General features: G+C 49.2%; 29 protein-coding genes. 16 read left to right on the forward strand and 13 right to left on the reverse strand.

From position 1 onward, the window contains the following. Window positions 1-151 precede the first annotated feature (151 nt). The 7 genes from NHAL_RS14785 to NHAL_RS14810 all read left to right on the forward strand — a co-directional run bounded on the left by NHAL_RS14785 (window position 152) and on the right by NHAL_RS14810 (window position 5,311). A complete protein-coding gene (locus NHAL_RS14785; protein WP_013033954.1) occupies window positions 152-442 on the forward strand; it encodes a DUF4342 domain-containing protein in 291 nt (96 codons plus the stop codon). Window positions 443-527: 85 nt separating this feature from the next. Beyond that, complete coding sequence (gene pgl, locus NHAL_RS14790) at window positions 528-1,265, forward strand: 6-phosphogluconolactonase (protein WP_013033955.1); 738 nt, start codon at window positions 528-530, stop codon at window positions 1,263-1,265. After that, complete coding sequence (locus tag NHAL_RS14795) at window positions 1,262-2,269, forward strand: glucokinase (RefSeq protein WP_013033956.1); 1,008 nt, start codon at window positions 1,262-1,264, stop codon at window positions 2,267-2,269. Before pgl ends, NHAL_RS14795 begins: the two co-directional genes overlap by 4 nt. A gap of 32 nt (window positions 2,270-2,301) precedes the next feature. Further along, entirely contained in the window at window positions 2,302-2,685 is a 384-nt protein-coding gene (gene apaG / locus NHAL_RS14800) for a Co2+/Mg2+ efflux protein ApaG (protein ID WP_041355827.1), read from the forward strand. A gap of 106 nt (window positions 2,686-2,791) precedes the next feature. Next, entirely contained in the window at window positions 2,792-3,628 is an 837-nt protein-coding gene (locus NHAL_RS14805) for a symmetrical bis(5'-nucleosyl)-tetraphosphatase (protein ID WP_013033958.1), read from the forward strand. A 53-nt stretch (window positions 3,629-3,681) separates the two neighbouring features. After that, entirely contained in the window at window positions 3,682-3,891 is a 210-nt protein-coding gene (locus NHAL_RS22030; protein ID WP_238985365.1) for a hypothetical protein, read from the forward strand. Further along, a complete protein-coding gene (locus tag NHAL_RS14810) occupies window positions 3,839-5,311 on the forward strand; it encodes an ABC transporter substrate-binding protein (RefSeq protein WP_238985366.1) in 1,473 nt (490 codons plus the stop codon). Before NHAL_RS22030 ends, NHAL_RS14810 begins: the two co-directional genes overlap by 53 nt. Here NHAL_RS14810 and NHAL_RS14815 read toward each other — a convergent pair. From NHAL_RS14815 to NHAL_RS14830, 4 genes are read right to left on the reverse strand one after another with little or no spacing between them, the layout of a single operon-like run. After that, window positions 5,308-6,069, reverse strand: coding sequence for a DUF2182 domain-containing protein (locus NHAL_RS14815; protein ID WP_013033960.1), 762 nt, complete (start codon window positions 6,067-6,069; stop codon window positions 5,308-5,310). The two genes, NHAL_RS14810 and NHAL_RS14815, sit on opposite strands and share 4 nt — an antisense overlap. 2 nt (window positions 6,070-6,071) lie before the next feature. Beyond that, window positions 6,072-6,809, reverse strand: coding sequence for an SDR family NAD(P)-dependent oxidoreductase (locus tag NHAL_RS14820; RefSeq protein ID WP_013033961.1), 738 nt, complete (start codon window positions 6,807-6,809; stop codon window positions 6,072-6,074). A gap of 3 nt (window positions 6,810-6,812) precedes the next feature. Continuing rightward, entirely contained in the window at window positions 6,813-7,394 is a 582-nt protein-coding gene (locus tag NHAL_RS14825; RefSeq protein ID WP_013033962.1) for a beta-class carbonic anhydrase, read from the reverse strand. Window positions 7,395-7,416: 22 nt separating this feature from the next. After that, window positions 7,417-8,067 (reverse strand): DUF938 domain-containing protein, encoded by a 651-nt coding sequence (locus NHAL_RS14830; RefSeq protein WP_013033963.1) that lies wholly within the window; start codon window positions 8,065-8,067, stop codon window positions 7,417-7,419. Window positions 8,068-8,317: 250 nt separating this feature from the next. On the opposite strand from NHAL_RS14830, the gene NHAL_RS14835 reads away from it, so the two are divergent. After that, on the forward strand, window positions 8,318-9,913 hold the full coding sequence (locus tag NHAL_RS14835) for a sigma 54-interacting transcriptional regulator (RefSeq protein WP_013033964.1): 1,596 nt from the start codon (window positions 8,318-8,320) through the stop codon (window positions 9,911-9,913). 11 nt (window positions 9,914-9,924) lie between these two features. On the opposite strand, the gene NHAL_RS14840 is transcribed toward NHAL_RS14835, so the two are convergent. After that, window positions 9,925-10,821 (reverse strand): DNA/RNA non-specific endonuclease, encoded by an 897-nt coding sequence (locus NHAL_RS14840; RefSeq protein ID WP_013033965.1) that lies wholly within the window; start codon window positions 10,819-10,821, stop codon window positions 9,925-9,927. Between the two features lie 45 nt (window positions 10,822-10,866). Here NHAL_RS14840 and NHAL_RS14845 point away from each other — a divergent pair, with 45 nt between their 5' ends. Beyond that, a complete protein-coding gene (locus NHAL_RS14845; protein ID WP_157862580.1) occupies window positions 10,867-11,262 on the forward strand; it encodes a hypothetical protein in 396 nt (131 codons plus the stop codon). Here NHAL_RS14845 and NHAL_RS14850 read toward each other — a convergent pair. Then, the gene (locus NHAL_RS14850; RefSeq protein WP_013033966.1) at window positions 11,255-12,034 is read right to left on the reverse strand and encodes a hypothetical protein; all 780 of its coding nucleotides are present in this window, start codon (window positions 12,032-12,034) and stop codon (window positions 11,255-11,257) included. The genes NHAL_RS14845 and NHAL_RS14850 overlap by 8 nt on opposite strands. A gap of 19 nt (window positions 12,035-12,053) precedes the next feature. After that, window positions 12,054-12,245: a hypothetical protein gene (locus NHAL_RS14855; RefSeq protein WP_013033967.1), complete on the reverse strand. Its 192-nt coding sequence runs from the start codon at window positions 12,243-12,245 to the stop codon at window positions 12,054-12,056. Window positions 12,246-12,694: 449 nt separating this feature from the next. On the opposite strand from NHAL_RS14855, the gene NHAL_RS14860 reads away from it, so the two are divergent. Next, on the forward strand, window positions 12,695-12,832 hold the full coding sequence (locus NHAL_RS14860) for a type II toxin-antitoxin system RelE/ParE family toxin (protein WP_476703500.1): 138 nt from the start codon (window positions 12,695-12,697) through the stop codon (window positions 12,830-12,832). Window positions 12,833-12,843: 11 nt separating this feature from the next. Continuing rightward, window positions 12,844-13,128 (forward strand): addiction module antidote protein, encoded by a 285-nt coding sequence (locus tag NHAL_RS14865; RefSeq protein WP_013033968.1) that lies wholly within the window; start codon window positions 12,844-12,846, stop codon window positions 13,126-13,128. 78 nt (window positions 13,129-13,206) lie between these two features. Here NHAL_RS14865 and NHAL_RS14870 read toward each other — a convergent pair whose 3' ends face one another. Beyond that, window positions 13,207-14,289, reverse strand: coding sequence for a glycosyltransferase family 28 protein (locus NHAL_RS14870; RefSeq protein WP_013033969.1), 1,083 nt, complete (start codon window positions 14,287-14,289; stop codon window positions 13,207-13,209). Window positions 14,290-14,374: 85 nt separating this feature from the next. Next, window positions 14,375-14,983 carry a DUF1326 domain-containing protein gene (locus tag NHAL_RS14875; protein WP_013033970.1) on the reverse strand — a complete coding sequence of 203 codons (609 nt, stop codon included), beginning with the start codon at window positions 14,981-14,983 and terminating at the stop codon, window positions 14,375-14,377. A gap of 258 nt (window positions 14,984-15,241) precedes the next feature. On the opposite strand from NHAL_RS14875, the gene NHAL_RS14880 reads away from it, so the two are divergent. From NHAL_RS14880 to NHAL_RS14890, 3 genes are read left to right on the forward strand one after another with little or no spacing between them, the layout of a single operon-like run. Beyond that, window positions 15,242-16,306, forward strand: a complete 1,065-nt coding sequence (locus tag NHAL_RS14880) for a DUF3592 domain-containing protein (RefSeq protein ID WP_013033971.1) — start codon at window positions 15,242-15,244, stop codon at window positions 16,304-16,306. 26 nt (window positions 16,307-16,332) lie between these two features. After that, complete coding sequence (locus NHAL_RS14885) at window positions 16,333-16,932, forward strand: LemA family protein (protein WP_013033972.1); 600 nt, start codon at window positions 16,333-16,335, stop codon at window positions 16,930-16,932. Window positions 16,933-16,958: 26 nt separating this feature from the next. Then, window positions 16,959-18,962, forward strand: a complete 2,004-nt coding sequence (locus NHAL_RS14890) for a M48 family metallopeptidase (protein WP_013033973.1) — start codon at window positions 16,959-16,961, stop codon at window positions 18,960-18,962. Between the two features lie 30 nt (window positions 18,963-18,992). Here NHAL_RS14890 and NHAL_RS14895 read toward each other — a convergent pair whose 3' ends face one another. Together NHAL_RS14895 and NHAL_RS14900 are read right to left on the reverse strand one after the other, a co-directional pair. Beyond that, a complete protein-coding gene (locus tag NHAL_RS14895; RefSeq protein ID WP_013033974.1) occupies window positions 18,993-19,964 on the reverse strand; it encodes a CHAD domain-containing protein in 972 nt (323 codons plus the stop codon). A gap of 67 nt (window positions 19,965-20,031) precedes the next feature. Then, window positions 20,032-20,553, reverse strand: a complete 522-nt coding sequence (locus NHAL_RS14900) for an O-acetyl-ADP-ribose deacetylase (RefSeq protein WP_013033975.1) — start codon at window positions 20,551-20,553, stop codon at window positions 20,032-20,034. Between the two features lie 393 nt (window positions 20,554-20,946). On the opposite strand from NHAL_RS14900, the gene NHAL_RS14905 reads away from it, so the two are divergent. Further along, window positions 20,947-21,477, forward strand: coding sequence for a hypothetical protein (locus NHAL_RS14905; protein ID WP_013033976.1), 531 nt, complete (start codon window positions 20,947-20,949; stop codon window positions 21,475-21,477). A 38-nt stretch (window positions 21,478-21,515) separates the two neighbouring features. Here the strand turns inward: NHAL_RS14905 and NHAL_RS22590 are convergent, their stop codons facing one another. Further along, on the reverse strand, window positions 21,516-22,220 hold the full coding sequence (locus tag NHAL_RS22590; RefSeq protein WP_013033977.1) for a hypothetical protein: 705 nt from the start codon (window positions 22,218-22,220) through the stop codon (window positions 21,516-21,518). A gap of 137 nt (window positions 22,221-22,357) precedes the next feature. On the opposite strand from NHAL_RS22590, the gene NHAL_RS14915 reads away from it, so the two are divergent. Then, window positions 22,358-23,509 carry a tyrosine-type recombinase/integrase gene (locus NHAL_RS14915; RefSeq protein ID WP_013033978.1) on the forward strand — a complete coding sequence of 384 codons (1,152 nt, stop codon included), beginning with the start codon at window positions 22,358-22,360 and terminating at the stop codon, window positions 23,507-23,509. 218 nt (window positions 23,510-23,727) lie between these two features. Here NHAL_RS14915 and NHAL_RS14920 read toward each other — a convergent pair whose 3' ends face one another. Then, the gene (locus NHAL_RS14920) at window positions 23,728-25,686 is read right to left on the reverse strand and encodes an AAA family ATPase (RefSeq protein ID WP_013033979.1); all 1,959 of its coding nucleotides are present in this window, start codon (window positions 25,684-25,686) and stop codon (window positions 23,728-23,730) included. Window positions 25,687-25,798: the final 112 nt, after the last annotated feature.

Below are 25,798 nucleotides of genomic sequence, written 5' to 3' on the forward strand. Positions count from 1 at the left end.
AATGATGATCGAAACTCAAAATGCAAAAATGAGCCGTATTGCTAGACGGGCAGAATTACGGCTCATCTCGGTCTCTTTCTCCCCTCGCCCTAACTGTTATTCTCTCTTATAGTAAGCTATAAGCGTAATTAACTGATGATAGGGTGGTGAGATGGAAGAGCAATCCGAGAAAAATATAGACCGACCCCCCGTGGATAAAACCCAGGAAAAATATGAGGAAGCTTTAGGGTTCATCAAGAAACTGGTAAAAAAGGGGAATCTACGCCGTTTAATTATTCGCAAACCTAATGGCCATATTTTCATGGAAGTTCCACTGACGGCGGGGGCGGTGGTGGGTGGGATATTGCTACTTTTTACTCCCATGTTGCTGGCATTAGGCGCACTTGTCGCCCTGTTTAAACAAATAAAAGTGGAGATTGTCAGAATGGATAATGGCGAATAGCCTGGTGGTAGGTCGAGGTGAAAGGTCTGGGAGCAAGTAGAGTTGCTTAAACCGCGGTTGCATTTGCGCCGCCGGGATTGAGGAGATGATTGATAGGAATAAAATCCAGGTTTTTCCAACCGCGACCGCGCTCTATCATGGCGCGGCAGCATATTGGGGAAAAATAGCCCAGGTCGCCATCGAAGAGGCGGGGGCTTTCCATGTCGCTCTGGCTGGAGGAAATACCCCAAAAGGTTTGTACCAATTGCTGGCAAAGGAGCCTTATAAGAGCCAAGTGGACTGGAGCCGGGTTTATGTCTATTTTGGGGATGAGCGCCATGTCCCCAAGGATCATCCAGACAGTAACTACCGCATGGCCCGGGAGGCATTGCTCGATTTGGTGGTTATTCCCCCCAAGCAGATCTTAAGAGTACGGACCGAACTCCCGGAGCCCCAGTCGACGGCGGCCGATTATGCTCAAGTGTTGCAGTCCCACTTGCCGGCGGGAGGAAGTCTTGACTTGATATTATTGGGGGTAGGCGCTGATGGTCACACCGCCTCCCTGTTTCCCGAGACCTCCATATTGACGGTGCGGGATCGTTTGGTGGCCGCTGTTTATGTGGAGAAATTGGGGGCTTGGCGTATTAGCATGACTTACCCTGCCCTGGAAAGAGCCCGACGGCTTCTATTCCTTGTGACCGGGGTGGATAAGGCGCCGGTGGTGGCCCGCTTATTGACTGAAACGGAAGGTGGCGAATTTCCGGTGCAACGTTTGCGGGCTCAAGGGGAGGTTCACTGGTATTTGGATGAGGATGCGGCTCGTGAGTGGGAGATGAGCACATGAAAGTATTGGCGGCTGATCTGGGGGGAACCAAGACCCTGCTCCAGGTGACCCGTTGGACGGAGGAGACCCCGCAGGTTCTCGCGGAGCGGCGCTACCATAGCAGTGGTTATCCGAGCTTCGATGTCCTTTTGCAAGAATTCTTGACGGAGGTGGGCGATATTGTCAGTAACCTGGCAGGCGCTTGCTTTGCAGTGGCAGGACCGGTGGCAAAAGGCACGGCGGAGGTTACCAATCTCTCCTGGCGGTTGGAGGAGGAATGTTTGCAAAAGGGTTTCGGGTTGCCTCAAGTGACCTTAATCAATGATTTCCAGGCTATTGGTTATGGGATTGAATCCTTAAAACCGGCTGATTTTGCCGTGCTCCAGGCGGGAGTCCCGGAGTATGCCGCTCCCCAGGCGGTGATTGGTGCCGGGACCGGGCTTGGGCAGGCACTCCTGGTGTGGCAAGAGCAAGCAGGTCACTATCAGGTTTTACCTACCGAAGGAGGTCATGTAGACTTTGCCCCCCGAGGAGAACTTCAGATTGCCTTGCTGGGTTATCTTTCTCGTCATCTAGAACATGTTTCCTATGAGCGTCTGTTGTCCGGCAGTGGGCTGGTGACTCTCTACCGTTTCCTTAAGGAAACCAGTGGCGAGACTGAAGATCTGGCCTTAAAAAAGGCACTAGAGGAGGGCGATCCGGCGGCGGCTATCAGTCGTTTTGCCCTGGAGCGTCGGGACCCTTTAGCGGGCCGAGCATTGGATTTGTTGGCTCGGATCTATGGCGCACAAGCGGGTAATTTGGCCCTGACTTGTTTACCGCGGGGGGGGCTTTTCGTCGCTGGTGGTATTGCTCCCAAGATAATTGAGTGTTTGCAGGCGGGGGGGTTCATGGAGGCCTTTCTGAGCAAAGGACGGCTATCCCAGCTGTTGCGACAGATTCCGGTCAAGGTCATATTGGAGCCCAAAGTCGGGTTGTGGGGAGCCTCGCGAGTTGCCGCGAGATTGGCTAATGAGAAATCATGAGAGTGGGTGGTGCCTCAGATAAAATCTGCTTTATGGAAGAATCTAAGTCTTACAAAATCGTAATAGAGGTGGAGACGGCTTTTGTTGAAGAACAATCGGATCCCAGCTCAGCTCGTTATGTATTCGCCTATACCATCACTATTCACAATCAAGGAAATATCCCTGTTAAGTTGTTGAATCGGCATTGGGTAATTACTGACGGTGAAGGCCAGGTGCGAGAGGTTCACGGTCAAGGCGTGGTCGGAGAGCAGCCTTATCTCAAGCCGGGCGACCAGTTTTGTTATACCAGTGGGGCGATGATTGAGACCCCGGTAGGCACTATGCAAGGCCGTTATGGCATGATCGGGGAAGATGGGGTAGCGTTCGATGCCGAGATTGCCGCCTTCACCTTGGCGGTACCAGGCTGCCTGCACTAATACCAATTTCCTTGAGTGCTACAATTTATAAATATTTTTAATAACAATTAATTACTTGTGAAATATAATGTGTTTTTTTATGAAATTCATATAACCCATTCAATATATGGCTATATACGCAATTGGTGATATTCAGGGATGCTATGATGAATTGCAGCGGCTATTGGAGCGAATTCGTTTTAATGTCAGCGAAGATCGGCTCTGGATTGCGGGTGATTTGGTCAACCGGGGACCGAAGTCACTAGAAGTCCTACGTTTTGTTTACGGCCTGGGGAATCGGGCTATCACCGTGCTAGGAAACCATGACCTCCATTTGCTGGCAGTGGCTGCCGGATTCCAACCCCTCCGCTCGAAAGATACTTTTGCCCCTATTCTTGAAGCACCAGACCGAGAGGAACTCCTGACATGGTTGCGCCATCGTCCCTTGTTATATCGAGATCCCACCTTAGGGGTAACACTTATTCACGCGGGGTTGCCCCCCCAATGGGATATTGCCACGGCAGAGGCTTGCGCCAGAGAATTAGAAGCGATATTGCAGGGCCCGAACTGGCGGGATTTCCTCGCCCATATGTATGGCAATAAACCAGAGCAATGGAGGGAGGATCTGCAAGGTTGGGAGCGCCTGCGGGCCATCAGTAACTGTTTGACCCGGTTGCGCTATTGTGACGCTGAGGGACGGTTTTTTCTAAAATTTAAAGAATCCCCAGGGACCCAGGCGGAGGGCTTAATGCCCTGGTTTAAGGTGCCTAACCGGGCCAGCCAGGGAGAGCGCATTGTGTTTGGCCATTGGGCCACCTTGGAAGTGGGGGCTTATGACGGGGCTGTTTTTGCAGTAGATGGGGGATGTGTCTGGGGAGGACAGCTGGTGGCCCTGCGCCTAGACCAAGAAAAGCCTCAATGGTTTTTTGTTAATTGTCATGGATATAAAGATCCTTATCAATAAAATACTTTTTGGATCATTATCTCCCTGATAAAAATGAAAAAGGCAGCTCGGTGGTGGCGAACCTTGAGGCGCGCCTTCCCTGGCGCACCCCCTGGGGGCCTCCTCCAGAGGTCCCGATTCGCTCCCGGCGAATCGGTGAGGCGCGCCTTCCCTGGCGCGCGCCCTATAAAGGGCATCCTTCGGAGGTCCCGATTCGCTCCCGGCGAATTGGTGGGTTTGCTGATCATCCTGGCTTTGCTTGCAGGCTGTGGCACTGGTCCTGACGATAGAGATACGTTACGCTTTGGTCTGGCGACTTCGCCTCTCACCCTTGACCCCCGTTATGCCACGGACGCCACCTCAGCACGCCTTATTCGCCTCCTATACCAGCCTCTTGTGGATTTGGATGCTAGCGGCAAGCCTATCCCTGTTTTGGCTGATTGGCAGCGACTTTCTCCAACCCGATACCGGTTCCGGTTGCGGCCCGATCGCCCCCTTTTTCACGATGGTAGCAAGCTTAGCGCCCGTGACGTGAAGGCCACCTATTCTTCGGTGCTCGATCCGGGCAATGGCTCCCCCTTACTTGCATCCCTAGAGAAGGTGCAGTCAATTAAGGCACCGAATCCGGAAATCATTGAATTTGTCTTGACAGCACCTGATCCCTTGTTTCCAGGACGGCTTACCTTGGGGATAGCCCCTGCCTCTCTGTTAGCCGCAGGCCACCCCTTGAATCGCGCCCCCGTGGGAAGTGGTCCCTTTCGTTTTGAAAAATGGCCGGAAGAGGGTCGGCTGGTACTCCGGCGGCGACGGGATGGACAACGGTTTGAGTTTCTCCATGTGCCCGATCCCACGGTGCGGGTATTGAAATTACTCCGCAGTGAGATCCACATGCTGCAAAACGATCTCCCCAAGGAATTGGTGGCTTACTTGGAGGACAGGAAAGAGATCTCGCTGCAACGGGAACAGGGAAGTACGTTTACTTATCTGGGGTTTAACCTCAATGATCCGGTAACGGGCCATCCCCAGGTGCGTTTGGCCATCGCCCATGCCTTGGATCGTCAAGAGATCATCCGTTATGTTTTTAAAGGCACGGCTCGACCGGCTCAGGCTTTGTTGCCTCCCGAACATTGGGCGGGGCACCCGGCTTTACCCGAATACCCTTATGACCCGATGCGGGCCCGAGAGCTGCTGAGGGAGGCCGGTTTTGATGCCCACTCTCCAGCCCACATCAGCTATAAGACTTCTAGTGATCCCTTTCGGGTTCGTTTGGCGACCATCATTCAGCATCAGTTGCGGCAAGTGGGTATTGAGGTGGAAGTGCAAAGCTATGATTGGGGAACCTTTTACGGCGATATTAAGGCCGGGCGTTTCCAGATGTATAGCCTCTCCTGGGTCGGCGTTAAGCTCCCGGATGCTTTTGAGTATATTTTTCATAGCGAATCGGTCCCGCCCCAAGGGGCAAATCGGGGTCATTTTGAGGATCCGCAAAGTGACTTTCTGATTGAGCAGGCGGAGAAGGCAGGAAATTTAAGTCAGCAAGCGAATGTTTACCGCCAATTACAGGTCCGCCTCCTGCAGCAATTGCCCTATGTCCCCCTTTGGTACGAGGATAATGTGTTTGCGGCCCGCCAAGGGATAAGTGATTATCAGTTGGCGCCGGATGGAAATTACGATGGTTTAGTGGCGCTGGAATTTCGTCTTTAAGAAGTGGCAATTAACATCACGCCCCACCCTAACAAAAAACTTCCTCCTAGCGCCCGAATGAGGGAGGGGTTACAGGGTAAAATTTTTTCAGCAGTGACCAGTAGGGCAATAATCCCCATCCACAGCACATTCATCACCCCAACCACAAACATGACCAGCATCTGGGCCCAGCAGCAGCCAATGCAGATCAAGCCATGGCGGACGCCCATCCTGGCTGCACCACGGCCTCCTTCCTGCCATTCAGTCAAAATAAACCCCAGTGGTGTGCGGCATTTGCTCAGGCAGGCTTCTTTCTGACGGCTAAATTGATAGGCGCCGGAAAGAATCAGAATTCCCCCGGCTAAAATATGATCTTGCACAGCCATTTGGGGAGAAAGTGCGGATTGGGTATCTAATCCCCACTGGACCAGGGTTGCAACCAGGCTAAACAGCAGCCACATCAGCAAGTAACTGAAGACAAAAATAAATATTTTACTGGTATTGCGGCTTCCAGGTGCCCACTGACGATAGACTCTGGTGAGCATTAGCACCATTGGGATGGCGGCGGGAATCATCATGGCCGCCATCATGATGGCCCACATGCTGTAAACCATGGCGAAATCCATGGGAGACCAGGGAAGGGGGGTGGTATCAGGCATCCAGGGCGTCGACGCCAACGGGGTGGCCATGCGCTGTTGGGCATAGAGGAGATAACCCCAGGCGGCTAGGCTCAAAGCCCCCAGGGAAAGTAAGATATTGAGTTGCTGTTTTTTGAACAAATTTAAAAGGGCTCTTTGAAGGGTCGTAGATCGATTTCGTGGGTCCAAGCGCTAGGGTGTTGACAGTGCAGGGCCCAATAGGTATCGGCAATGGCTTCAGGTTTCACCAACCCGGCTTCCCCTTTTTGTTGGACTAATTCAGGGAAACGGCTTTTCGCCTGTTCGCCTTCAATGGCCCCATCGATCACCGCATGAATCACATGAATCCCTTGTGGCCCAAATTCCCGCGCCATGCTTTGGGCCAGGGCGCGGAGGCTGGCTTTGGCAGAGGCAAAGGCGGTAAAGGGGGGTCTGGCGCGTAGGGAAGCGGTCGCGCCGGTAAATAACAGAGTCCCCCGTTTTTGGGGAACCATGTGTTTGATGGCTTCCCGCCCTACTAAGAAACCCCCTAGACAATTTTGTTGCCAAAGGGTTTGGAAGAGTTCAGTGCTGGTTTCCAAGAGGGGAGCGGGAACATTGGCCCCCACGTTATAGGCGACAATTTCTAGGGGGAAACCTGCCGAGGCGACCTTATTGAACAGCTCGGTTACCTCTTTTTCCACTGTAGCATCAGTGACGATCGCTTTGGCGTGGCCGCCGGTGCTGCGAATTTCTTTTTCCACAGCCGCCAATTTTCCTTTGGTCAGACCGGCTATAAAGACCTGTAACCCTTCCTGGGCAAAGCGCCTTGCCAGGGCTGCCCCCAACCCTGAACTGGCGCCAACCCCGACCACTACGGCTGCTCTCCTCTCATCCATCATGGTTTAGTCTACCTTGCCCGCAGTCGTTGCCTCGGGTACTTCCATGAGTTTGCCGGTTTTAACATCATAGATGTAACCGTAAATGGGAATATTCGCAGGGACCAAGGGATGATGACGGATGCGCTTTACATCTTCGAGCACGCTTTGGGCCTGATCTTTGATAGTGAGCCAGTTGATGTATTTGCCTTCCGGACTCCCTGGTCCCGGTCCGGTATCATGCCAGCCATTGCCATCAAGGGTGGCAGTCTTGAGGCTACTAGACAATAGGTCGTTCATGATTTCATTGGTAAATGTTTCCATACCACAGTCGGTATGATGGATCACGAACCATTCCCGGGTGCCTAGGAGCTTATAAGAAATCACCAGGGAACGGATGGCATCATCACTCGCCCGTCCCCCGGCATTACGGATCACGTGGGCATCGCCTTCTGCCAAACCGGCATATTTTGCAGGGTCTAAACGGGCATCCATACAGGTCAAGATGGCAAAATGGCGGCCGGGGGGCATGGGTAAGTTGGCTTTGTCGCCAAAGTTTGCCGCATAAGCCTCATTGGCTGCCAATACTTCTGTTAGGATTTCGCTCATCTTTTTTTCCTCTTAATGCTTTTTATGCTTTGCCATAGATTAGGCAAAAGTTATTAGCGGGCATACTAATTCTTTCTTTCAGGATAAGGCCGTGGGCTTCCGCCGCTCGATTGAGATCAGTGATATCTTTAAGCCCCCATTCTTCTACACCGACGGAGCGCAGCGTATTATGGAATTCCTCATTAGAGGCGGTACTGAAAGTCCCTGCCACTTGAAAAGGGCCATAAATTAGGAGAAAACCCTTATCCTTTAGTAGCTTTGATGCACATTGCATCATTCCATCAGCAATAGAAATAGGTGCCACCTGGAAGATATTGATGCAGTAAATGGCATCGAAAAGCTGACCCTTAGGATTCGACCAAGTTTCCGGCAGAGTCAAGTCTAATTTGACCGGTTCCTCCACATTGGTATTGTGGTTTTCGTCCCTAAGCTTTTTGATGTTTTCAAAAGTCTCTTCATCTTTGTCGGAGGGATGGAAGCGGACATTCCTAAAATGGGGCGCAAAAAAGTTGATGTGCATGCCGCTGCCACTGGCGAACTCCAGCACATGGCTTTCTGTCTCCGGGAATTTCTCCTTTAAAACTTCCAAAATAGGTTCTTTGTTTCGATTGCCGGCCCAAGCCACATAGTCGCTCAAGGGATGGGGATCTAAAGGGGGTCTTTCTTCAATCATAACTAAATACCTCACTCAGCAATTTTGGCGATTGCGGATGAATGCTTTAATCCACCCTAGTCAACCAATAGAAGCAAATTTTGCGCCATGATCGTAAGAAATATAATTTCTATGTTTTACAAATGGTTACAGAATATGCTCGTCATAATTGTGAAAATATATTTCAATTTGAGAAATAATTTTTCACAATATGAGAGATCTAAGTTAAACGGCAAATGCGATAGTGACGATTTCAGTAAGCGAGGTTTGCATGCCGAATATCAAATTTTCCAGCCTGACCCCTACTATGTTCCTCCAGACTTTTGTGATTGAGTTGATGCAGGCCTTCGAGCAGGTCAGCAAAGATCGCCGAGAAGTGCTCATTGAGCGTATTGGCCATAGTGCTGGGCGCTTTTTCGAGGAAGCTTATCGGGAGCAATACGAGAAGATGGAGCCCCTTGATCGGGAAGCTTATGCGGATCTGATTATTGGCTTAAAAAATAAGATTGGTGGCAATTTTTCTCTTGCGTCCAGTGATCAGCATGGGGTGAGGGTAGTCAATACCCGCTGTCCCTTCGGGGAAGGCGTGAGGAATTTTCCGGAACTTTGTCGTATGACTTCTAGTGTTTTTGGTGGCATTGCTGCTCGTAATTTTGGTTATGCCAAGGTTGAAATCAAACAATGCATCGCCCTCCAGGGGGCAGGCTGTGATGTCTGTGTTTATACCCATCCCGAGGCCGCCCAAGACCATGAGGGAATTGAATATCATCGTCCTTCCTTTTGCCCTGAAGAGAAGCAGGAAATTAGCGCTCTCCAAGCCCGCATAGAAGAGAGGATGCATCAGATCTGGTATCAGATGGGGAACTGGCAATCGGCGAAGAAACGCCAAAAACATCCCTTTATCGTGGCCCAATCTCCAGCGATGCAAAAGGTATTGCAAGCGATAGAGACCATCTCTCCCACGCCTGCTACTGTTCTCCTCGAGGGGGAGACGGGGGTAGGCAAAGAGCTGGTCGCCCGAGCTATTCATGCCATGAGCACCCGTTGCAATCAACCCTTTGTCGCGGTCAATTGCGGGGCGATACCTGAAAGTTTGATTGAAAGTGCTTTATTTGGCCATGAACGCGGAGCATTTACCGGAGCAGTGGAGGTACACCAGGGTTTCTTTGAGAGAGCAGAAGGGGGGACTTTATTTCTGGATGAAGTGGACTCTTTATCACCTGCTGCCCAAACCCGCTTACTGCGTGTCCTCCAGGAAAGCGAGTTGGAACGGGTGGGGGGACAGCGCACTTTAGCGGTGGATGTTCGTATTATTACCGCGACCAATTGCAATTTAGAGACCCTGGTGCGTACCGGACAATTTCGTAAAGATCTCTATTATCGTATTAATGTAGTCGGCTTGGTTATTCCACCGCTACGGGAGCGCCCTGAGGATTTACCCCCCTTAATTCAATTAATCCTGGACCGCCTTAATAAAAAATACAATAAACAAGTGGATACCGTTAGCATGGCGGTAATGGCAAAGTTACGGGGTTATGACTGGCCGGGCAATGTCCGCGAACTGGAAAATGTCTTGGAACGGAGTTTGTTGTTTACTCAAGGCTGTGAGCTGACGGCTATAGATTTAAAGGAAGCGGTGACTGAATCATTCCCTCGCCATTGGAAAGAGATCAAGAAGCAGGCGGTTGCCCAGGCGGAACGGGGGTTCATCGAGCAAGCGCTGAGGCGTTTTCAGGGAGATGTGAAGGAAGTCGCCGCTTCTATGGATTTAACCTCAAGGGCGGTGTATATGAAATTACGGGAGTATGAACTTGACCCAAGACGCTATCGTGTCCTTGATGAAGCCGAAGTCAGTTCCCGCCCTTGAGTCGGAAAAGCCTAATAACGGGCGGGTAGTCGGGCAACCGCCTTCAGTTTCCAGGGGATGGGGTCAATAAAGGCTTCTAATTTTTCTTCCAGGGTATCCTCCAGCTTATGGAAAAAATCAAAGCCCGTTCGCTCCTCCACCTCATCAACACTGACCAGGAAACGATCTAAAGGCTCTTGACCCCGTACCTGTTGCGGCACGATAAAGGCGAGTGTTTTCGGCGCTTGTTCCTTTTTGGCAGGGGGAGCCAGGTAGATCTTGTAAAAAGCATCAGGTATTTCCACCCGGTATGAGGATTTAAGTCGCTCAATTTCAGGATCGAAAATCGGGCCGGTGAACACCCAAACCGTGCCAAACTGCTTGGCGAAGTAATCAATTTCCACTTCTTCCAAACGTTGCCAAAATTTTTGGTTTAGGTTGGGTTTTTGAGGGGTGATATTGGTCATGAGAAAAGTATCTAGCTGGGCGGTTTTACCGTACAGACGGCTGATAGCATAGTTGGGCGCCATATGGCCGCGGTCGTAGCCACTATGGGTGTAGTCCCCATGGGTGATATGGGTCAAATTGCGCCAGTCGGCACTGAACCGTTGGGGGCGTTCATGGTAAGGGGCGTTATCGGGGACCGGTTTGAGGGGATAACTGACCCAGAGGGGATTGCCCCGGAGGTCCGAATAACCCACCATAAAGCCCTCATTGCGAAAAATTCGGGTCCAGGTAAAGGGGTGCTTCCAATCATGGGCTTCGGGAATCCCCATGTAGACCATCTGGGGGCGGGCATAATAAATTTCATAGCCATACCAGCCCCCGCTTGCCAGCACCAGCAATAGTAAAGCAAGGGGATGGTGGCGTCCTAATCGCCAAAAAATGAGAAAAATATGGAGAGGATTAATTTTTTTTCGTCTTGCCATTGAACAATACTTCGGACAGTTTTTGTAACCAATTGATTCAAGGGTTTGATTGCGACATTGGATTGCAGCTTCAGTGAGAAAAGCGGCAAGCACACCTACGGCTTAGATAAGTTCTACCACAGCCAGCACAGCAAGCCGCATAAGGGCTTGGAGATCTCCACCTTAGCGGTAGTGGATGTGGAGTATAACACCGCTTACAACCTTTCTACCCGGCAAACACCGAAACTTGACCCTTCTGAGTTGTTAATTACAGATCACCAGTTACACAGTTATTTGTACACCCCCGCACTTTTTGCGGGCTTGCGGCAATACCCGATTCATGAGTCACACTTTAATCCCCATTTCTGCATCATCTGGATCTTTCTATCATACGCCCAAGCCAAGCTGTTTCTTGTACTCGGTGAGGTCTATCGCCTCACCCATCGCGATCTTCTTATGTAGATCCCGTATCGCTTTGGGTGCCACCTTCCTTCGGAGGGTTCCATCTCTGGTATGCCGTAAAGTCAAATTCAGTAGCGGATAGGATGGCTTCTTGCCTCAAGGAGAGGTAAATATCAGCATCAACTTCTTCATAGAAAGTGGTGAACTCAACCTTGAGATTGTCTTTTTCTCGGTAGCCGCTCATGAGTGGCATAATCGATATATCCTGATCCATTCCATTCGTTTCTGTGGGTTCGCCTAAGTCGATTACTTTGCCCACGTAAACCTTTCTATCGTTCATTGTTAACATGACATACTTGTCTCTTTGGAGTGACAAGTTGAAGAGAAGGTTGTCAAGCGGACTATCCTCAAGTAGCTTCCCAATTACAAATACTTTTGTGTCCCAAGTCCCGAAACGTAGGCGAAGTCTTATAGTTGCCCAGATTTTAATAATAAACGCAGCCAGAAACGTGAGGGCAGAGAGGATAAAAAACCAAGCTAGCTTCAGTGCCTCGTCTTCATCCTTTGTTCCCATTGCCATCATCGCATTGGCTAGCTGTTTGGATACGGCTATATTGACACTAAAACAGCCTGCGGTTAGGGAGTTAGGCAGTTGATAATGAGAGAATACGCCCAGAGCAAAGGCCAGGGCGAAACACTCTAACCCCAGCTCAGCACTTTTGAGGTATAGGTATTGGCCTTCGTATCGGTGTAACTTATAGGAGTGGACGGGATGGATGTGGCAAGCTAAAAACCCGGCAACGAGGACAGGAAGAATAAGTAATAAAAGCATCCTGCCCCAGCAGTATTACTTAAGCCCCAACTATAGCCTTTGCCTGTTTGCGGGCTTTTTTGAACTCTTCTGTTTCGCGGACTTCTTTGGGGTCAATTCTGATTGTGCCCCTGCCCACAACTTTCACTGACTTGTACGACTTATTTACGAGTTCTTTGAGCCGTTTATCATCTTCGTTCGGGCCCAACCCTAGTATTTTAAATACTTTCATGACGCCCCCCGGCTATCTGAACTGTTGTAGGTAACTGATATTGTAGCTTAACTTATGCTTTCTAAAAAGCTATGGGGTTGAAAAAGAGCTCTCTGGAAGTCTTCCGTCCGGGGTGAGGACCTCGGCAAAGGTTTATGGGTTTACCTCATGGGCCTGCATTAGGCTAAATATCAAGTTCCTGATAGCCTTGCAGAGCACCAGCGGAAAGGAGGGGGTGGCCGCTATACGCCAAGCGGGTGCAAGTAGGGCGGTTGGCAATTGAACTCTCCTTGATAGCTTGTATCCTATAAGCTACATTTAGCGATGATTGAAATCCGCCAGAGAAGATATTTCGCTAAATGGTTGTCTGGATTACGTGACCATCGCGCCAGGGGTTGAATTGAAGCCCGAATAGATCGTCTGCGGCGAGGAAACCCTGGCGACGTAAAGCCAGTAAGGGGGTTTCTGAGTTGCGAGTCAATTACGGCCCCGGCTACCGGGTGTACTTCGTGCAGCATGGCCAGGTGGTGGTGTTATTGGCTGGTGGTGACAAGCGCACTCAAGCGCAAGACATTCAAACCGCGCAAGATTTGGCACGGCAACTTTAGGAGATGAGATCATGGCGCTTAAAACCATTCCTTACGACACCGCTGAATTTCTAAAAACCGATGAAGACATGGCGTCTTACCTAAATGCCTGTCTTGAAGAGAGCGATCCGGCGTTGATTACCTATGCGCTGGGGGTGATCGCCCGTGCTAAAGGCATGACGCAGCTGGCCCGTGAAACCGGGCTTTCGCGTGAGAGCTTGTATAAGGCGCTGTCGAGTGAGGGGAATCCGGAATTCGCTACGGTATTGAAAGTGATTAAAGCCCTGGGGATAAAACTGCACGCTAAGGCTGCCTAATAATGTGGGCATTTTGTGGACAAGGGTTAAAATCCGTTCTACACAGTAGGACATTTTACAATTGAAAATGTCCAGAAATTATGATGGGAGAGAGAGAATAAAACGTGCTATTTGGTCCGCGCCATTGGGGCCGGTATGTTTTCGAGGAGCTAATTCCAGATAAGGGGGCAATAGGGAAATCCAATCGCCCGTTTCAAATTGGGTTTCGCTCATGGCAAAACCGCCCATCTCTTGCTCTACGAATTGGCCTAGAATCTCCGATTCCCGAAAGCGGGTTCGAGTGACATAGCCAAAAGGGATACCAGCCCAGTAAGCTTCGGCCAGGGTGCTATAGCCTAATTTCCCCACTACCAGATCAGCGGCTTGGATCAGGTCGGGATGAAAAAATTCGGAATGATGGGGCAAAAGCACTAGGTTTTCATGACGCTGCAGACTCTCGCTTGCCCCGGGAATGACGAAAAACATCTCTTGCCAGGTCGCCATTTGTGCTAAAAAGGGATAGTGCTGAGGGGGGATGCCCCCCATGCTGATCAAAATGACTGAGGCGTCTTGGGGGAGTCCTAGCTTGCTCCGGACTGCTTCCTTAGCCAGTCTGGCTTTTCGGGAAACGGGCTGGGTGGTCAGGTCAGCGGGAATAGGGTGGCATAGGGGCTGCGTTTGAATATGATAGTCCACCCCTTCAAATAAGCCTTTAGTAAAATCAATATGTTTTTGGATTTCGGGGACTTGGTCAAGGTAGCCTTCGTAAATCCAATCCCAGGTAAAGTTTTCAACCAGCACCGCCGGTATTCCCGTTTCCTTAGCCACTGCGATTCCCAAGGGGGCAATGTCGCAAATGATGAGTTCACATTGGTTTTTATTTATTTGCTGAGCAAGTTTAGCCATTAGGAGGGGGTCGAAGGGGAGAAAATTATCAAGGCGCTCTAGCGTCTGTTTGAGGTCTTCATGTAAAGGTGAGGCCTGTACCAATCCAATATCGGTTAATAGGGGATGATAGTTGAAATGCGTTGATAGGGAGTCTTGGAAAAACCAGAGGGGAACTTGGGTGTAAATGTCGAATTGGATTTGGGGAGCAATCTCCTGTAGGGCATTCATTACCGCACAGGCTCGTGCCCCATGGCCAAAACCGTGAGGAGTAATAAAGTAGGCGATAGTTCTCATCTATAAAGTCAAGGTTAGCGGCAGCCAAAATAAATGCGAGCAAAGGGGGCTGCAGGGAATGCACTGTGAGGCTGGAGGGTACTCATCAAGGCTGATAGGTAAAGGGTGAAAAGTAGCCATTCCTATCGGAAATTTCCCAATTAAAGGTGAAATCCTGATAGGTATATTTTTTTGAGCGGGCCACGACCGCAGGATGGGAAGGGACGACGCACAGGGGGGGGTTGGTAATGGTCGCCTCTCGACCACTGGTGCCTTCAATGGCTTCAATCTCCGCGGCTGCAATATGGGGGATGACCAGGCTACGCTTTTTGCCTTCTTCTTTATATTCCATGGGCACCGTTTTAACCCCCAGCACTTCACCGACAAAGGACATTAAAACCGCTAAGTGGCCGCCGACTTTGCCCCCATAAATGGTGGTCAAAGCCTCCTGCTGCGCCTGATTGGCGCGTTCGTCCAGATACAAGGCAACCTGCCAATTCCCATCTTTCATATGCCCCGGAGAAAAACAGGCGAGCCCCACGTTGAGATCCTCTAGTGGGATGTCATTAAAGTGTCCCGTATCAATATGCCAAGCAATAAAGAGTTTGCAGTCGCCTTCACTCGGGGGATTGAACCATACACAAGGGCAGGCGGTTTCGCAATTGCACGTCTCAAAATAGGTTCCATTTAGTTGCCAATTGTGCTTTTCAGCCATGATGCTGACCTCCTAATGTTACTCAACCCCAGAACATTGCCTCTCTGTTCTAGCAAGACCCTTGATAATAGTCTTTTAGCGAGATTAAAAAAAGATCCAGCATAACCGATAACGATCTTTACTCCCAGGCCCTGATTCCTTGCCGGCCCCCGGGAGGTAAGGCTTTGAGTGGAGGAATACTTTATTTAAGCCTTTATATTTATAGCGGATCTGGCCGATATAGCAGAAGAGTGGATAACCAGACCATGAGGCTTAGCAGTGAAAATCGTTTTCTTTATTGTGGGTGCTGTATTTGTTGTGTTGGGCGGGCTAGTCATTTGGGATTTCAATAAATTTAAACAGTCGGCCCTCCGCTCTACCGGACAAATTGTAGGCTATGCGGTTAAACGCTCCCGTACCCGAAATTCTGGAGCGAGGGAGACCTATGCCCCTGTAGTACAGTACCAAGCTTCAGGTCAGCAACATCAATTCACTGCTAGCGTTTCCTCAAGTCATGTGAGGCATTCTATCGGTGATGCAGTGCCCATTCTTGTTTATCGTCATGATCCCAGCCGGGCACGGCTTGATAGCCCAATAAGCCAAATTTTAGGCGGCGTATTCATCTTCATGGGGGCTGCGGCGATGGCCGCCTTCATTTATGTTTTTCAGGTTAGCATACTGTCTATTGGGATTTCGGTAGCTATCATCGCCCTATTAGCCGTTAAACTGCTAGCAAAATTGCAGCGCCATAATATTTACTCCATGGAGGATATTAAAGCCGCTATAGATAAAATTAAAAAAAATGGTACTACCGGCGCCCACCATAAAAAGGATTACATTATCACTGACCCCGGTGCGTTCAGGCGCCATGTTCAACGGCACAACTCGGTACCGGCTTGGGTGCTGGTTATATTGGTCATGATTGGGATAGGGGTTATCTCAGGTGGGGTTTATCTGGGAGTTAAGCGCATTGATTTTTTACAAACTGCCCTAACGACCCAGGGTACAGTGGTGTCCTTTAACAGCAAAACCTCCACCTCAGATGGAAAAACCACCACCACCTATTATCCTGTTGTAGAATATTTACCCCCTAACCAATCTCAATCAATTACTTTTGAGCATGATATTGGCTCCAGCCATCCCGCTTACCGCCGAGGAGAAAAAGTTGAAGTATTATATTCTGCGAATAACCCCTATGAGGCCATTATTAATGAGGGGTGGATGAATTATTTCGGGCCTGGGTTGATGTTAATTATTGGTAGTGTTTTTGCATTAGCCGGCGGAGCGTTACTGGGTCAGAAACGTAAACAAAAGATAGCGCAACACCTGGAACTTGATTTCTAATTTACTGTGAATAATAAGGGCGTTTCATGAGTATTCCAATTATTGTTACCTTAGTGGCTATTGCGGCGATGATTTTATATATCATTGCCATCTATAATCAGTTGGTGGTTCTTAAAAACCGCTATAAAAATGCATTTTCGCAAATCGAAGTCCAGCTTAAACGCCGCTATGATTTAATACCTAATCTCGTGGAAACAGCCAAGGGGTATTTGCAACATGAGCGAAAGACCCTAGAGGACGTCATTGCGGCCAGAAACCAGGCGATGACAGGTTTAAAACAAGCCGCTTCTGATCCAGGCAATGGAGAAGCCATTAAGCAATTATCCAATGCAGAACAATCCCTCACCAGTGCTCTCGGTAGGCTTAATATTGTGGTGGAAGATTATCCCGATCTTAAAGCTAACCAGAATATGATGCAGCTGAGTGAAGAATTGACCAGCACAGAAAATAGAGTTTCTTTTGCAAGACAAGCATTTAACGATGCTGTTATGAACTATAATACTTATAAGCAATCCTTTCCGCAAAATATGTTTGCCGGCATATTTGGTCACAGGCAGGATTCGTCCCTGTTACAATTTGAAGATAGTCAAGCTATTCAAGCCGTTCCGAAAATTTCATTTCAATAAAAATATTTCAACGGAATGGGGCTCTTATGAATTTTTTTCAAGCACAAAATGATGCCCGGCAAAGCACTACTCGTCTTGTCGTGCTTTTTGTGGTTGCGGTTATTGCATTGATCTTGATAACCAACCTCATCGTCATGATGTTTATGGGGGCCTTTTCAGGTTATTTTGGCAATGATTTGGTGACCGGACGTTATGTGGATAGGGCGTTAGCAAGCGGTGGCAATTCTGCGGATATTCTGTCATCGGCCTTTTGGGAAGCATTTCTGCGCACCTTCGACTGGAAAATGTTTTTTGCCATTGGCTTGGCCGTCACAGCCGTTGTCGCTGCGGCGAGTTTCTATAAAATCATGGCCCTTTCATCCGGCGGCAAAGCAGTTGCGGAAATGCTAGGTGGGCGCTTGATTAGCCAAAATACTGACGCCCCTCTAGAGCGTAAGGTGCTCAATATTGTTGAAGAAATGGCAATTGCTTCTGGCGTACCGGTGCCTCCTGTTTATGTCTTACCAGAATCCAGCCTTAATGCTTTTGCTGCGGGTTTCTCCCCAGGGGATGCGGTGATTGGGGTCACTGAAGGCTGCATTCGGCATTTCAACCGCGATCAGTTGCAGGGGGTGGTTGCCCATGAATTTAGTCACATTCTTAATGACGATATCCGTCTTAATATTCGATTAATGGGTTTGCTCCATGGCATATTGGTGATCGGTATCATAGGTCGCCATTTATTACGTTCTATGCGTTTCTCCAGAGGAAGGCGAAATGATAGTGCTGGCGCCACCATGTTATTAGGGCTGGGGTTCATGGCGGTTGGCTCTATCGGTTCGTTTTTTGGGGGTCTAATTAAAGCCTCAGTGAGTCGCCAGCGGGAATATCTTGCCGATGCTTCTGCAGTGCAGTTCACCCGCAATCCGGAGGGTATAGCTGATGCATTGAAAAAGATTGGCGGAGGGGCTAACGGTTCTATTTTAGAAAACCCTTCGGCACCAGAGGTAAGTCATGCTTTTTTTGCCAATGGGGTTCGTTCCATGCTGGCTTCATTATTGGCTACCCATCCCCCCTTAGAAGATCGGATCCGCCGTATCCAACCCCATTGGAATGGGGAATTCTTGGAAGTTAATCTCCAAGCCAATGAAATGCAGTCTTCGGAGGCTGTAGAACCGACAGTTTTCCCTTCTCGGGCGGCAGCTTCTCCGGCGGTGGCAGATATTGTTGTTGCCATGAATCACATCGGTCGCCCTCGACAGCAGCATTTGGAGTATGCTCATGCCCTTATTGAGCAAGTCCCCCATGAACTTATTGAAGCGGTGCGGGAACCCTATGGCGCCAGAGCTTTAATTTATGCTTTTGTCATGAATAAAGATTCTGCGGTTCGGCAATTGCAGCTAGAGCATTTAAAAGAGCAAGGGGATAAAGGGGTTCATGGGCTAACAACGGGATTATTACCTATCGTTGATACTTTGGGTAGTCAGTTTCGGTTACCCCTGATTGAGGTGAGCATTGCCTCAATGCGGCAATTATCGCCGGAACAATATCAATTGTTCAAAAAAAATCTTGTTGTATTGATTAAAGCCGACAATAAAATCAGTATTTTTCAGTGGGTCCTGCAAAAAATTGTCTTCCATTATTTAGATCCTGAATTTATCAAACATTCAATGTTTTCCATTACGGGGAAATATTCCAAATTATCGCAGTTAAAAGATGAAATTGAGGTTTTGTTATCTTTGTTAGTTCATGCTGAGCATAAAAACTATGATGATGCGGAAAAGGCCTTTAATGCAGGAAAAAAACAGTTAGCGAATCTCAATATAAAATTATTAGAAAAATCAAGAATAAATTTGAATGAGCTTGATAATGCTATTGACCAATTAGCGCTACTTAAGCCATTGTTGAAACCTCATATTTTGAAGGCATGTGCCGCTTGTATTACGGCGAACAATAATGTTTCTGTTTTAGAGGCTGAGTTGTTGCGTGCTTTCTCTGCGGCAATAGATTGCCCGATGCCATTGTTACTCAATAATTTAAATAAGGGCTGAAGTTGTTTGGGAATGTTGTTGTCATGAAATTTACGGCGCTGTCTTGCACACCGTTTCATAGATTTCTTCAAATAAGTGTGCCTCTAGTATTTGATGCCAATTTTTAACAAAAGACTGGTGTAATTTTTGTCGTGTTTTAAAACGTTCCTCTTTTAGGAATTCCAAACCTGGCAGGAGTTGTTGGAGAACGCGGTCATGTCCATAGTACTCCAATGTGCGCAGGCGTTCTTCTTCGATAAATTGAGGAATGAACTCGACCCATACATCACAGTCATGAATCTCGCCAAGGGCTGATTGAATCTGTTTGATTTGTTTAATATAGGGTTTTAGGTCGTTATTAAAAACGGGATCAAAAATTTCTAGGGTATAACGTAAGCGCTTGGCGCTGATACGCATCAAGTGATGTTCTTGGTGGCATTCCGGATTGTCCACAAAAGGTTCGTAAATTAGAATTTCTTCTAACCGCTGGTTGATATGTACAAAGGCGTGGTTAAAAACTTCTGGTGTCCATTCCTCAACTTTCCGGAGATGAGTATGGGCAAGCATTTTGCGGAGTGTTTTCTGGATATCGCTGATTACTCCGCTATTCTCAAAATGATTGATTGCCTGCAACAAAGGTGCCTGCAGCCGTTTACGATCCTGGCGCAGGCGCAGTAGCAAACGTTCAATGCCTGGCTGATATTTTTGCTCTTGATGTTCGTTTTCCCACCGCTCAAGAAAGTCAATTTGGACATCTCGGTCCCGTGCATCGCCAAGCGCCTTGGTAATGTTGCGGATCTCTTTGCGCCATGCTTTGACTTTGGCCTTGGGAAAGCAGTGTCGTTTGAAGAGGGACAAGGCTGCTCGTAGGCGGCGCGAGGCCACTCGCATGCGATGCAGGTACTCGATGTCTTTTGCCTCCCGAGTGCCTTCGATTTCCTTGGTAAGTGCTTCAAGGCGTTGAAGCACTAGGCGTGCTCCAAAGAGGGCAAGGCCATTAGGGGGGTGACGGTTGGCTTGCATATCTATTATTCATTAATAGCTTACATGCATTTATTAAATAATAAATCGATATTGTGTCAGTATATCCCTATGTTGGCATTGTTTGAAATGCCTCCTGATATTGCTTAAAGTCATTTTCGGAGAAACAGACGAAGTAGACTTGCTTAATCTCGGTATGTTGGTCAAGAAATGTCTTCACCTCCCGAAGGGCGATTTGGCAGGCCCGCTCGAGGGGGAAGCCATAGGCGCCGGTGCTAATAGAGGGAAAGGCAAGGGTTGAAATCCCCTTTTCTAGCGCAATCTTTAGGCTATTTCGGTAACATTGGGCCAGAAGTTGCTCTTCGTTGTGTTGGCCTCCCTTCCAAATAGGGCCGACCGTATGAATGACGTATCTTGCCGGTAGTTGGTATCCGTGGGTGAGTTTAGCTTCTCCCGTCTTGCAGCCCCCTAGGTTCCGGCATTCCTCTTTGAGTTCTGGTCCGGCGGCCCGATGGATCGCCCCATCCACGCCACCGCCCCCTAAAAGGGTTTGATTGGCGGCATTGACAATGGCATCCACCTCCATATCTGTGATATCTCCCTGAATGACTTTGATGCGTGATTTGCTCATTTTCAGCTTCCTCTTAAGCTTTTTGTCCTCTAATCTCAGAGAGTAGCGAAATGGTAGCAGGAGGCAAGCTGTGAGGTGCCAAAGGGAGCAAAGACAGGGTTGTTTAAAGAACGGAGTCCCTTTAGATATGCTAGCACTGAAAGGCGATAGGGGGTTGGTAGTCCTTAGATTTAGAGTTGCACGATTGCAACGGTGGCTAGGCCGAGCGACAATAAGGCAGAGGAAACCCGCCAATGGCTAGCCGGGCTGGAAAAAGTTCGCTCGGCCTGTGATGCTTTTTGGCGTGAAAGGCAAGGGAAACCGGCCTAGCGGGGGTTCTATTTCCCGTCCCTAAGGGGGGGGAGTGGACCCTGGAAAAATCAAACACTGATAGGCATGTAAAGAAGGTAATTAATGGACAGAAAGAAGAAGCGAGTCAGTGACGCCCAGCTTAGCACTATAATGAAAACATGGCTGCTGGTTATCCCCGCTCTAATCGCTATCATGGGTATAGTAACGTTTACCGGCGTTTGGTTATCTTCACAGTCGAAGTCTTCGGTCTCCATATATGGCCAGATTAATTCCATCGATAGATCTCTACTCAACGATATCCGAGGCAGCTTCCGTAATACCTACCTCCAATTCCTTCAGGCAAAGGTGGATCCTGGAGCCGATGCTGAAAGGGTAGAACAGCTAAGCAAAAGGCTCGATGAGTTGGCACTTCAGGAGGGAGAAATCATACGAAAGTATGATCCTTCCTATGTTACCTCCCGTTCCTCGACGCTAGAAACTCTTTTAGAAATACTTGCTGATGTTCCTTATCCTATTGTTTTTACTATTTCTTTGGTGGTAGGAATCTTCATATTTGTGATTATTAGGTATACCGCACTCTTTATTATCAGTCGGCGGTATACCTCTTCTTCCGATTACGTGAAGGAAGTATGAAAGAGAGATTGGATCGCTGTTTTTCTCTTCAGAAGTAGCTACTTGAATTTAAAAGTGGGGGGACCGTGGACCCCCCGCTTGCTCAGTGGTGATCTTTGGATATATGCAAACCCACTAAACGTGCAATCAATACGGTCAAGTAGACCTGGCCCGTTACTGCCTCCAACGCTGATAGGGAGCGGGCTGCTTCGGTTACTGGCCAAATGTCCCCGTAACCCACAGTAGTACACTAGCCATGTGATTAAATCTTGGTGGTTGTGGGGGGCCTCGCCGGGCAATGCAAAAGAGCCGGGCTGCAGTTGCTCTAGCAGCACGAACATGAAGGCCCAGGCAACTCCAAGCAATAGATAACCGCAGAGGCCGCCATAGATATCTTCAATGGTGACTTGGCGGCGGTGCATAATATATCCCAGCACTGTGCTGGTATTGAACGCCACAAATCCTAGGGTAAAGGTATCGCCAATCAAGGTTGCCGTTCTATTTTCTACTAACAGTTCTCCCCACTGTATGGCCAGCGCCGGCATCCCTAGAATCAGGGCGATGGCAAGCAGTCGCCGGTTGCCGATCACCGAGTAGATACCCCCCACCAAAACGAGGGACAGGAAGAAAGTCATCAGGATGGCTTCCAACCCCTGCAAATTTAGCAGCGGCCGCACCACGAGTAGCAACGCTAAGGCAATGAGGGAGTAGAGAAAGGGGTGCCGCACTGTTGGCCAGTGTCGCCTGCCTTTACCCTTGTTCATGCTTATCTATCCTGGTGCTATTCATAATATGATTCAGATGGAAATGATTTGTCCCAGGTGCAAAATGAGATTACTCAGGATGGGAGCGGGTATTTTAAGCCTAAGTACCGTTTTTCCTGGGAGAAGAAGGAGGCCCAGTGGAAACCATTGAAAAGATTATCGGCTCGCCGGTACCTTTGGAACGATTGCCTCTACCGGCTGATCTTGATGGCCGTTGGGGTCGTAACCGGGGGAGTGCCCTCCTTCAAATCGATGCCAAAACTGATTTGGAGGCGGTGCAGACCTGGCTTGCTGAATTTGAGCACTCTCCCCATACATGGCGTAATTACCGCAAGGAAGTGGAGCGTTTGTTGCTTTGGAGCTTGTTGGAACGGGGAAAGCCCCTTTCCAGCCTTACCCGTGAGGATTTGGTTGCCTTTGAGGCATTCCTGGCCGATCCTGCCCCGCGGGAGCGTTGGTGTGGTCCGCGGGCGCCACGAAGAAGTCCCCATTGGCGTCCCTTCCAAGGACCGCTTAGTGAACATAGCTGCCGCCAGGCACTCACCATCATCAATTCCCTGTTCACCTATCTGGTGGATGCCGGCTATTTGGCTGGCAATCCTTTAGCGTTGCGCCGGCGCCGGGAGGGTTCCAGCGTTAAACCGGAAGCAGTCGATCGGTTTCTCGACCCTGCCCTGTGGCACCATGTGCTTTCATTTGTGGAAGGGATGCCGAGGGATACTGCTCGGCAGCAGGCTGAGTATGAGCGGGTGCGCTATCTTTTAACCCTGTTGTACTTGCTTGGCCCTCGGGTAAACGAGGTCGTCTCCCATTCCATGGGCAGTTTTATCGAGGTAAGAGGCAAATGGTGGTGGCAAGTCACGGGTAAGGGGAGAAAAACCGCTCGGATCCCTGTCAATCAGGAAATGCTTGGAGCGTTGGCCCGCTATCGGACTTTTTACGGGTTGCCCCCCTTGCCTACGCCAGGGGAAGAAACGCCCTTAATTTTGAGTCTGAAAGGCAGCCGCGGCATCAGCGCTAACATGGTCTACCGAATTGTAAAGGCGGTAATGAAAAAAGCAGCAGATACCCTTGAGGCTTCTCAGTTCCATCAAGCCCATAAGCTCCGTAAGGCGTCGACCCACTGGCTGCGACATACAGCGATTACCCACCAAGCTGACGCTGGGATTGAACTCCGTTACCTGAACAAAAGTGCGCGCCACGCTAAGCTTGAGACCACGGCGATTTATTTGCATGCGGATGAAGACCGTTGGCATGAAGCGATGGAAAAGCATAAAACCCAGGGTTAAAATTTAGCTCGTTGGAGAGCCATGTCAAAATGGCATTGTTTTGTCCCTGGCTCGCCGCTTTGGGAATTCTCCTCTAACAAGGGGAATTGGTTACTACTCGGGCTTCTAGATTTCCCCAAATAAGGCCGAGTGTGGTCCCCAACCCGGCCTGCAACAGCCTTCGTCTGCTGATCCTCTTTGGCAGTGACATGGTTGATATCTTCTCCTTGTTGAGCCCACTAAGGTTGATTTGCCTCCTGCCGTGCTTGAACCCGTTGTAGAGCGGTACGCAGGGCAAAATCATCAGGAAAGATGCTCAAGGCCCGTTTATAATAAACAGTGGCCAGATCCAATTGCTTTTGATTTTCGGCCTTCAGACCCCAATTAACATAATAATCGCGAATCCGCTGAAGGCCTTTGGCAACCTCCGAGTGATTGGGTACCATTTTTAATATTTTAGTATAGGTTTCGTAAGCGTTGTCGCCTTCTGGGGTCGTAAGCTTGAAATCAGCCTCTTGCTGTTTAGCCTGCTTTAGGAGTAGAGCGATTCGCTGTGTTTGTGATGGCTGAACAGGGTTTTTTTTGGGGTTGGCCTCAGGCATTGGGGTATTTTGATCTTGTTGCTGTTCCTTTTGCTGTAGAAGGGGCTCGGTTTCCCCTTCTGAAGAGGTTTCGTCCTTTTCCCGGTCAAGCTGGGAGGTGGCGGCGGGTGGTTGTGCTATTGGCGCCGGTAGCACGCTGGTGTCTAGGGGAGGTGGAGTTTGTGTAGAATCCGCCTGGGGTTCAGAATAAGAGGCCATAGTCTCTTGAATTTCTTGATGGATACTGGCCTCACCTTCTTCGCTGCCAGCATTGACTGCTAGCGCGGTTTCATCTCCGTTTTTCTCCAGTGAGGGAGGGAGTATTTGATTCGCAGCGATTTCAATTTCCCCAAGAGATTCTTCAGCTTTTTCCTCAGCCAGGTTTTCTGCTTTATTAGTAGTGCCTTTAAACAGCTCAGTGAATTCAGCGGCTGAGGGAAGAGAAGTTCTGCCTGGAGCCAATATCAACAGGTAAAAGCTAGCGATTATGAGGACGGCTGTGGCTCCCAAAGCGATGGCCATTTGTGTTTTTTTTCCACTGATACGCAGGTCCTGTCGGGAGGAGGTAACGTCCTGGTGGGGTTGAGTAATATTTTTCGGCGTTGATGTCCCCTCTGCCAAATCATCCTTGGGTAAAGGGGTGATGGGAGGGAGTCGACTCTCATCCTGAGCTGGGGTGTCCTCTTCCCTTGGCTCTGTGGAGGTGGGAGGCGTTGCAGTCGCCTGGTGGTTGTGGGGTAGGGGCTTTTCTGTTTTGGGTGAGAAAGCCGCTTCAATTCCTTTGGCCAAGGGCGGATTGCCGGAGGGATTCTCATTACCTAGGGCTAGCCACAGCCCCTGGGCGACCTCGTCGATTATCTGGGGAGAAATGAGTTTTTTATCAATGAGGCTGGCCTCTAGAAGGGCTGCATCGCAGAGACGGTTAATAAGCCGGGGAATGCCGTGGGAGATCTCTGCTAGGCGGGCTATCGCTTCTGGGCTAAAGGGACTCTTATTAGCATAACCGGCTTGGCGCAGGCGAAGGTCAATATAGGGACTGATTTGATCCGCAAGCAGAGGGAGGAGGGAATACCCTTTTACTACATCTTGATTTTTGAGCAATAAACTCAGGTGTTCGGAGGCATTATTCCGAACGGCTAATACAATGAAGAAGGGCGGGATTATAGTTTCCGCAGGATTGGTTAGCTTAAAAAGGGCTTGCACCGCTTCTTGGGAAAGGCTGTCTGCTTCATCCACCAGGATGATTAACCGCTTTCCTGTTTGAGAAATATCCTGTCCAAAGGCCTCTAGGGCCGAGAGTCTGCCATTAACAGAGGGGTCTTTAGCAATGATATCAAATTGATTCTGTATAAAGGCTAGAAGCTCTTCAAGGGGCAGCTTGGGATTGCTAATAAAGATAACCGGATAAGTTTTTCCGAGCTGCTCCATAAAGCGAGTCAACAGAAGTGTCTTTCCGACTCCGGGAGGGCCGGAGATTACCGCCATACGGAGAGTGCTAATAAGGCCTTCAAGTAGACGTTTGCTGACTAACTTGTGAAAAGGGGCTGGGAAGAAATAATGGGGATCCGGCACTAATCGAAATGGATGATCCTTAAGCCCAAAATAGTGTGTATACATAACCTTCTATAGTGACCGTGAAAAAGTTACTGCGGTGATAAAGAGATATTTGGCTTGAGGAAATAGCCTGATTAAATGTAGCAGTATTAGATGCAAATTGGGATAAAAAAGG

Source organism: Nitrosococcus halophilus Nc 4, assembly GCF_000024725.1.
Lineage (GTDB): Bacteria > Pseudomonadota > Gammaproteobacteria > Nitrosococcales > Nitrosococcaceae > Nitrosococcus > Nitrosococcus halophilus.

Coding starts and splice junctions, on each gene's coding strand:
- NHAL_RS14785 (WP_013033954.1), top strand. CDS start 152: ATGGAAGAGCAATCCGAGAAAAATATAGACCGACCCCCCGTGGATAAA.
- pgl (WP_013033955.1), top strand. CDS start 528: ATGATTGATAGGAATAAAATCCAGGTTTTTCCAACCGCGACCGCGCTC.
- NHAL_RS14795 (WP_013033956.1), top strand. CDS start 1,262: ATGAAAGTATTGGCGGCTGATCTGGGGGGAACCAAGACCCTGCTCCAG.
- apaG (WP_041355827.1), top strand. CDS start 2,302: ATGGAAGAATCTAAGTCTTACAAAATCGTAATAGAGGTGGAGACGGCT.
- NHAL_RS14805 (WP_013033958.1), top strand. CDS start 2,792: ATGGCTATATACGCAATTGGTGATATTCAGGGATGCTATGATGAATTG.
- NHAL_RS14820 (WP_013033961.1), bottom strand. CDS start 6,809: ATGATGGATGAGAGGAGAGCAGCCGTAGTGGTCGGGGTTGGCGCCAGT.
- NHAL_RS14825 (WP_013033962.1), bottom strand. CDS start 7,394: ATGAGCGAAATCCTAACAGAAGTATTGGCAGCCAATGAGGCTTATGCG.
- NHAL_RS14830 (WP_013033963.1), bottom strand. CDS start 8,067: ATGATTGAAGAAAGACCCCCTTTAGATCCCCATCCCTTGAGCGACTAT.
- NHAL_RS14835 (WP_013033964.1), top strand. CDS start 8,318: ATGCCGAATATCAAATTTTCCAGCCTGACCCCTACTATGTTCCTCCAG.
- NHAL_RS14840 (WP_013033965.1), bottom strand. CDS start 10,821: ATGGCAAGACGAAAAAAAATTAATCCTCTCCATATTTTTCTCATTTTT.
- NHAL_RS14850 (WP_013033966.1), bottom strand. CDS start 12,034: ATGCTTTTATTACTTATTCTTCCTGTCCTCGTTGCCGGGTTTTTAGCT.
- NHAL_RS14855 (WP_013033967.1), bottom strand. CDS start 12,245: ATGAAAGTATTTAAAATACTAGGGTTGGGCCCGAACGAAGATGATAAA.
- NHAL_RS14865 (WP_013033968.1), top strand. CDS start 12,844: ATGGCGCTTAAAACCATTCCTTACGACACCGCTGAATTTCTAAAAACC.
- NHAL_RS14870 (WP_013033969.1), bottom strand. CDS start 14,289: ATGAGAACTATCGCCTACTTTATTACTCCTCACGGTTTTGGCCATGGG.
- NHAL_RS14875 (WP_013033970.1), bottom strand. CDS start 14,983: ATGGCTGAAAAGCACAATTGGCAACTAAATGGAACCTATTTTGAGACG.
- NHAL_RS14885 (WP_013033972.1), top strand. CDS start 16,333: ATGAGTATTCCAATTATTGTTACCTTAGTGGCTATTGCGGCGATGATT.
- NHAL_RS14890 (WP_013033973.1), top strand. CDS start 16,959: ATGAATTTTTTTCAAGCACAAAATGATGCCCGGCAAAGCACTACTCGT.
- NHAL_RS14895 (WP_013033974.1), bottom strand. CDS start 19,964: ATGCAAGCCAACCGTCACCCCCCTAATGGCCTTGCCCTCTTTGGAGCA.
- NHAL_RS14900 (WP_013033975.1), bottom strand. CDS start 20,553: ATGAGCAAATCACGCATCAAAGTCATTCAGGGAGATATCACAGATATG.
- NHAL_RS14905 (WP_013033976.1), top strand. CDS start 20,947: ATGGACAGAAAGAAGAAGCGAGTCAGTGACGCCCAGCTTAGCACTATA.
- NHAL_RS22590 (WP_013033977.1), bottom strand. CDS start 22,220: ATGAACAAGGGTAAAGGCAGGCGACACTGGCCAACAGTGCGGCACCCC.
- NHAL_RS14920 (WP_013033979.1), bottom strand. CDS start 25,686: ATGTATACACACTATTTTGGGCTTAAGGATCATCCATTTCGATTAGTG.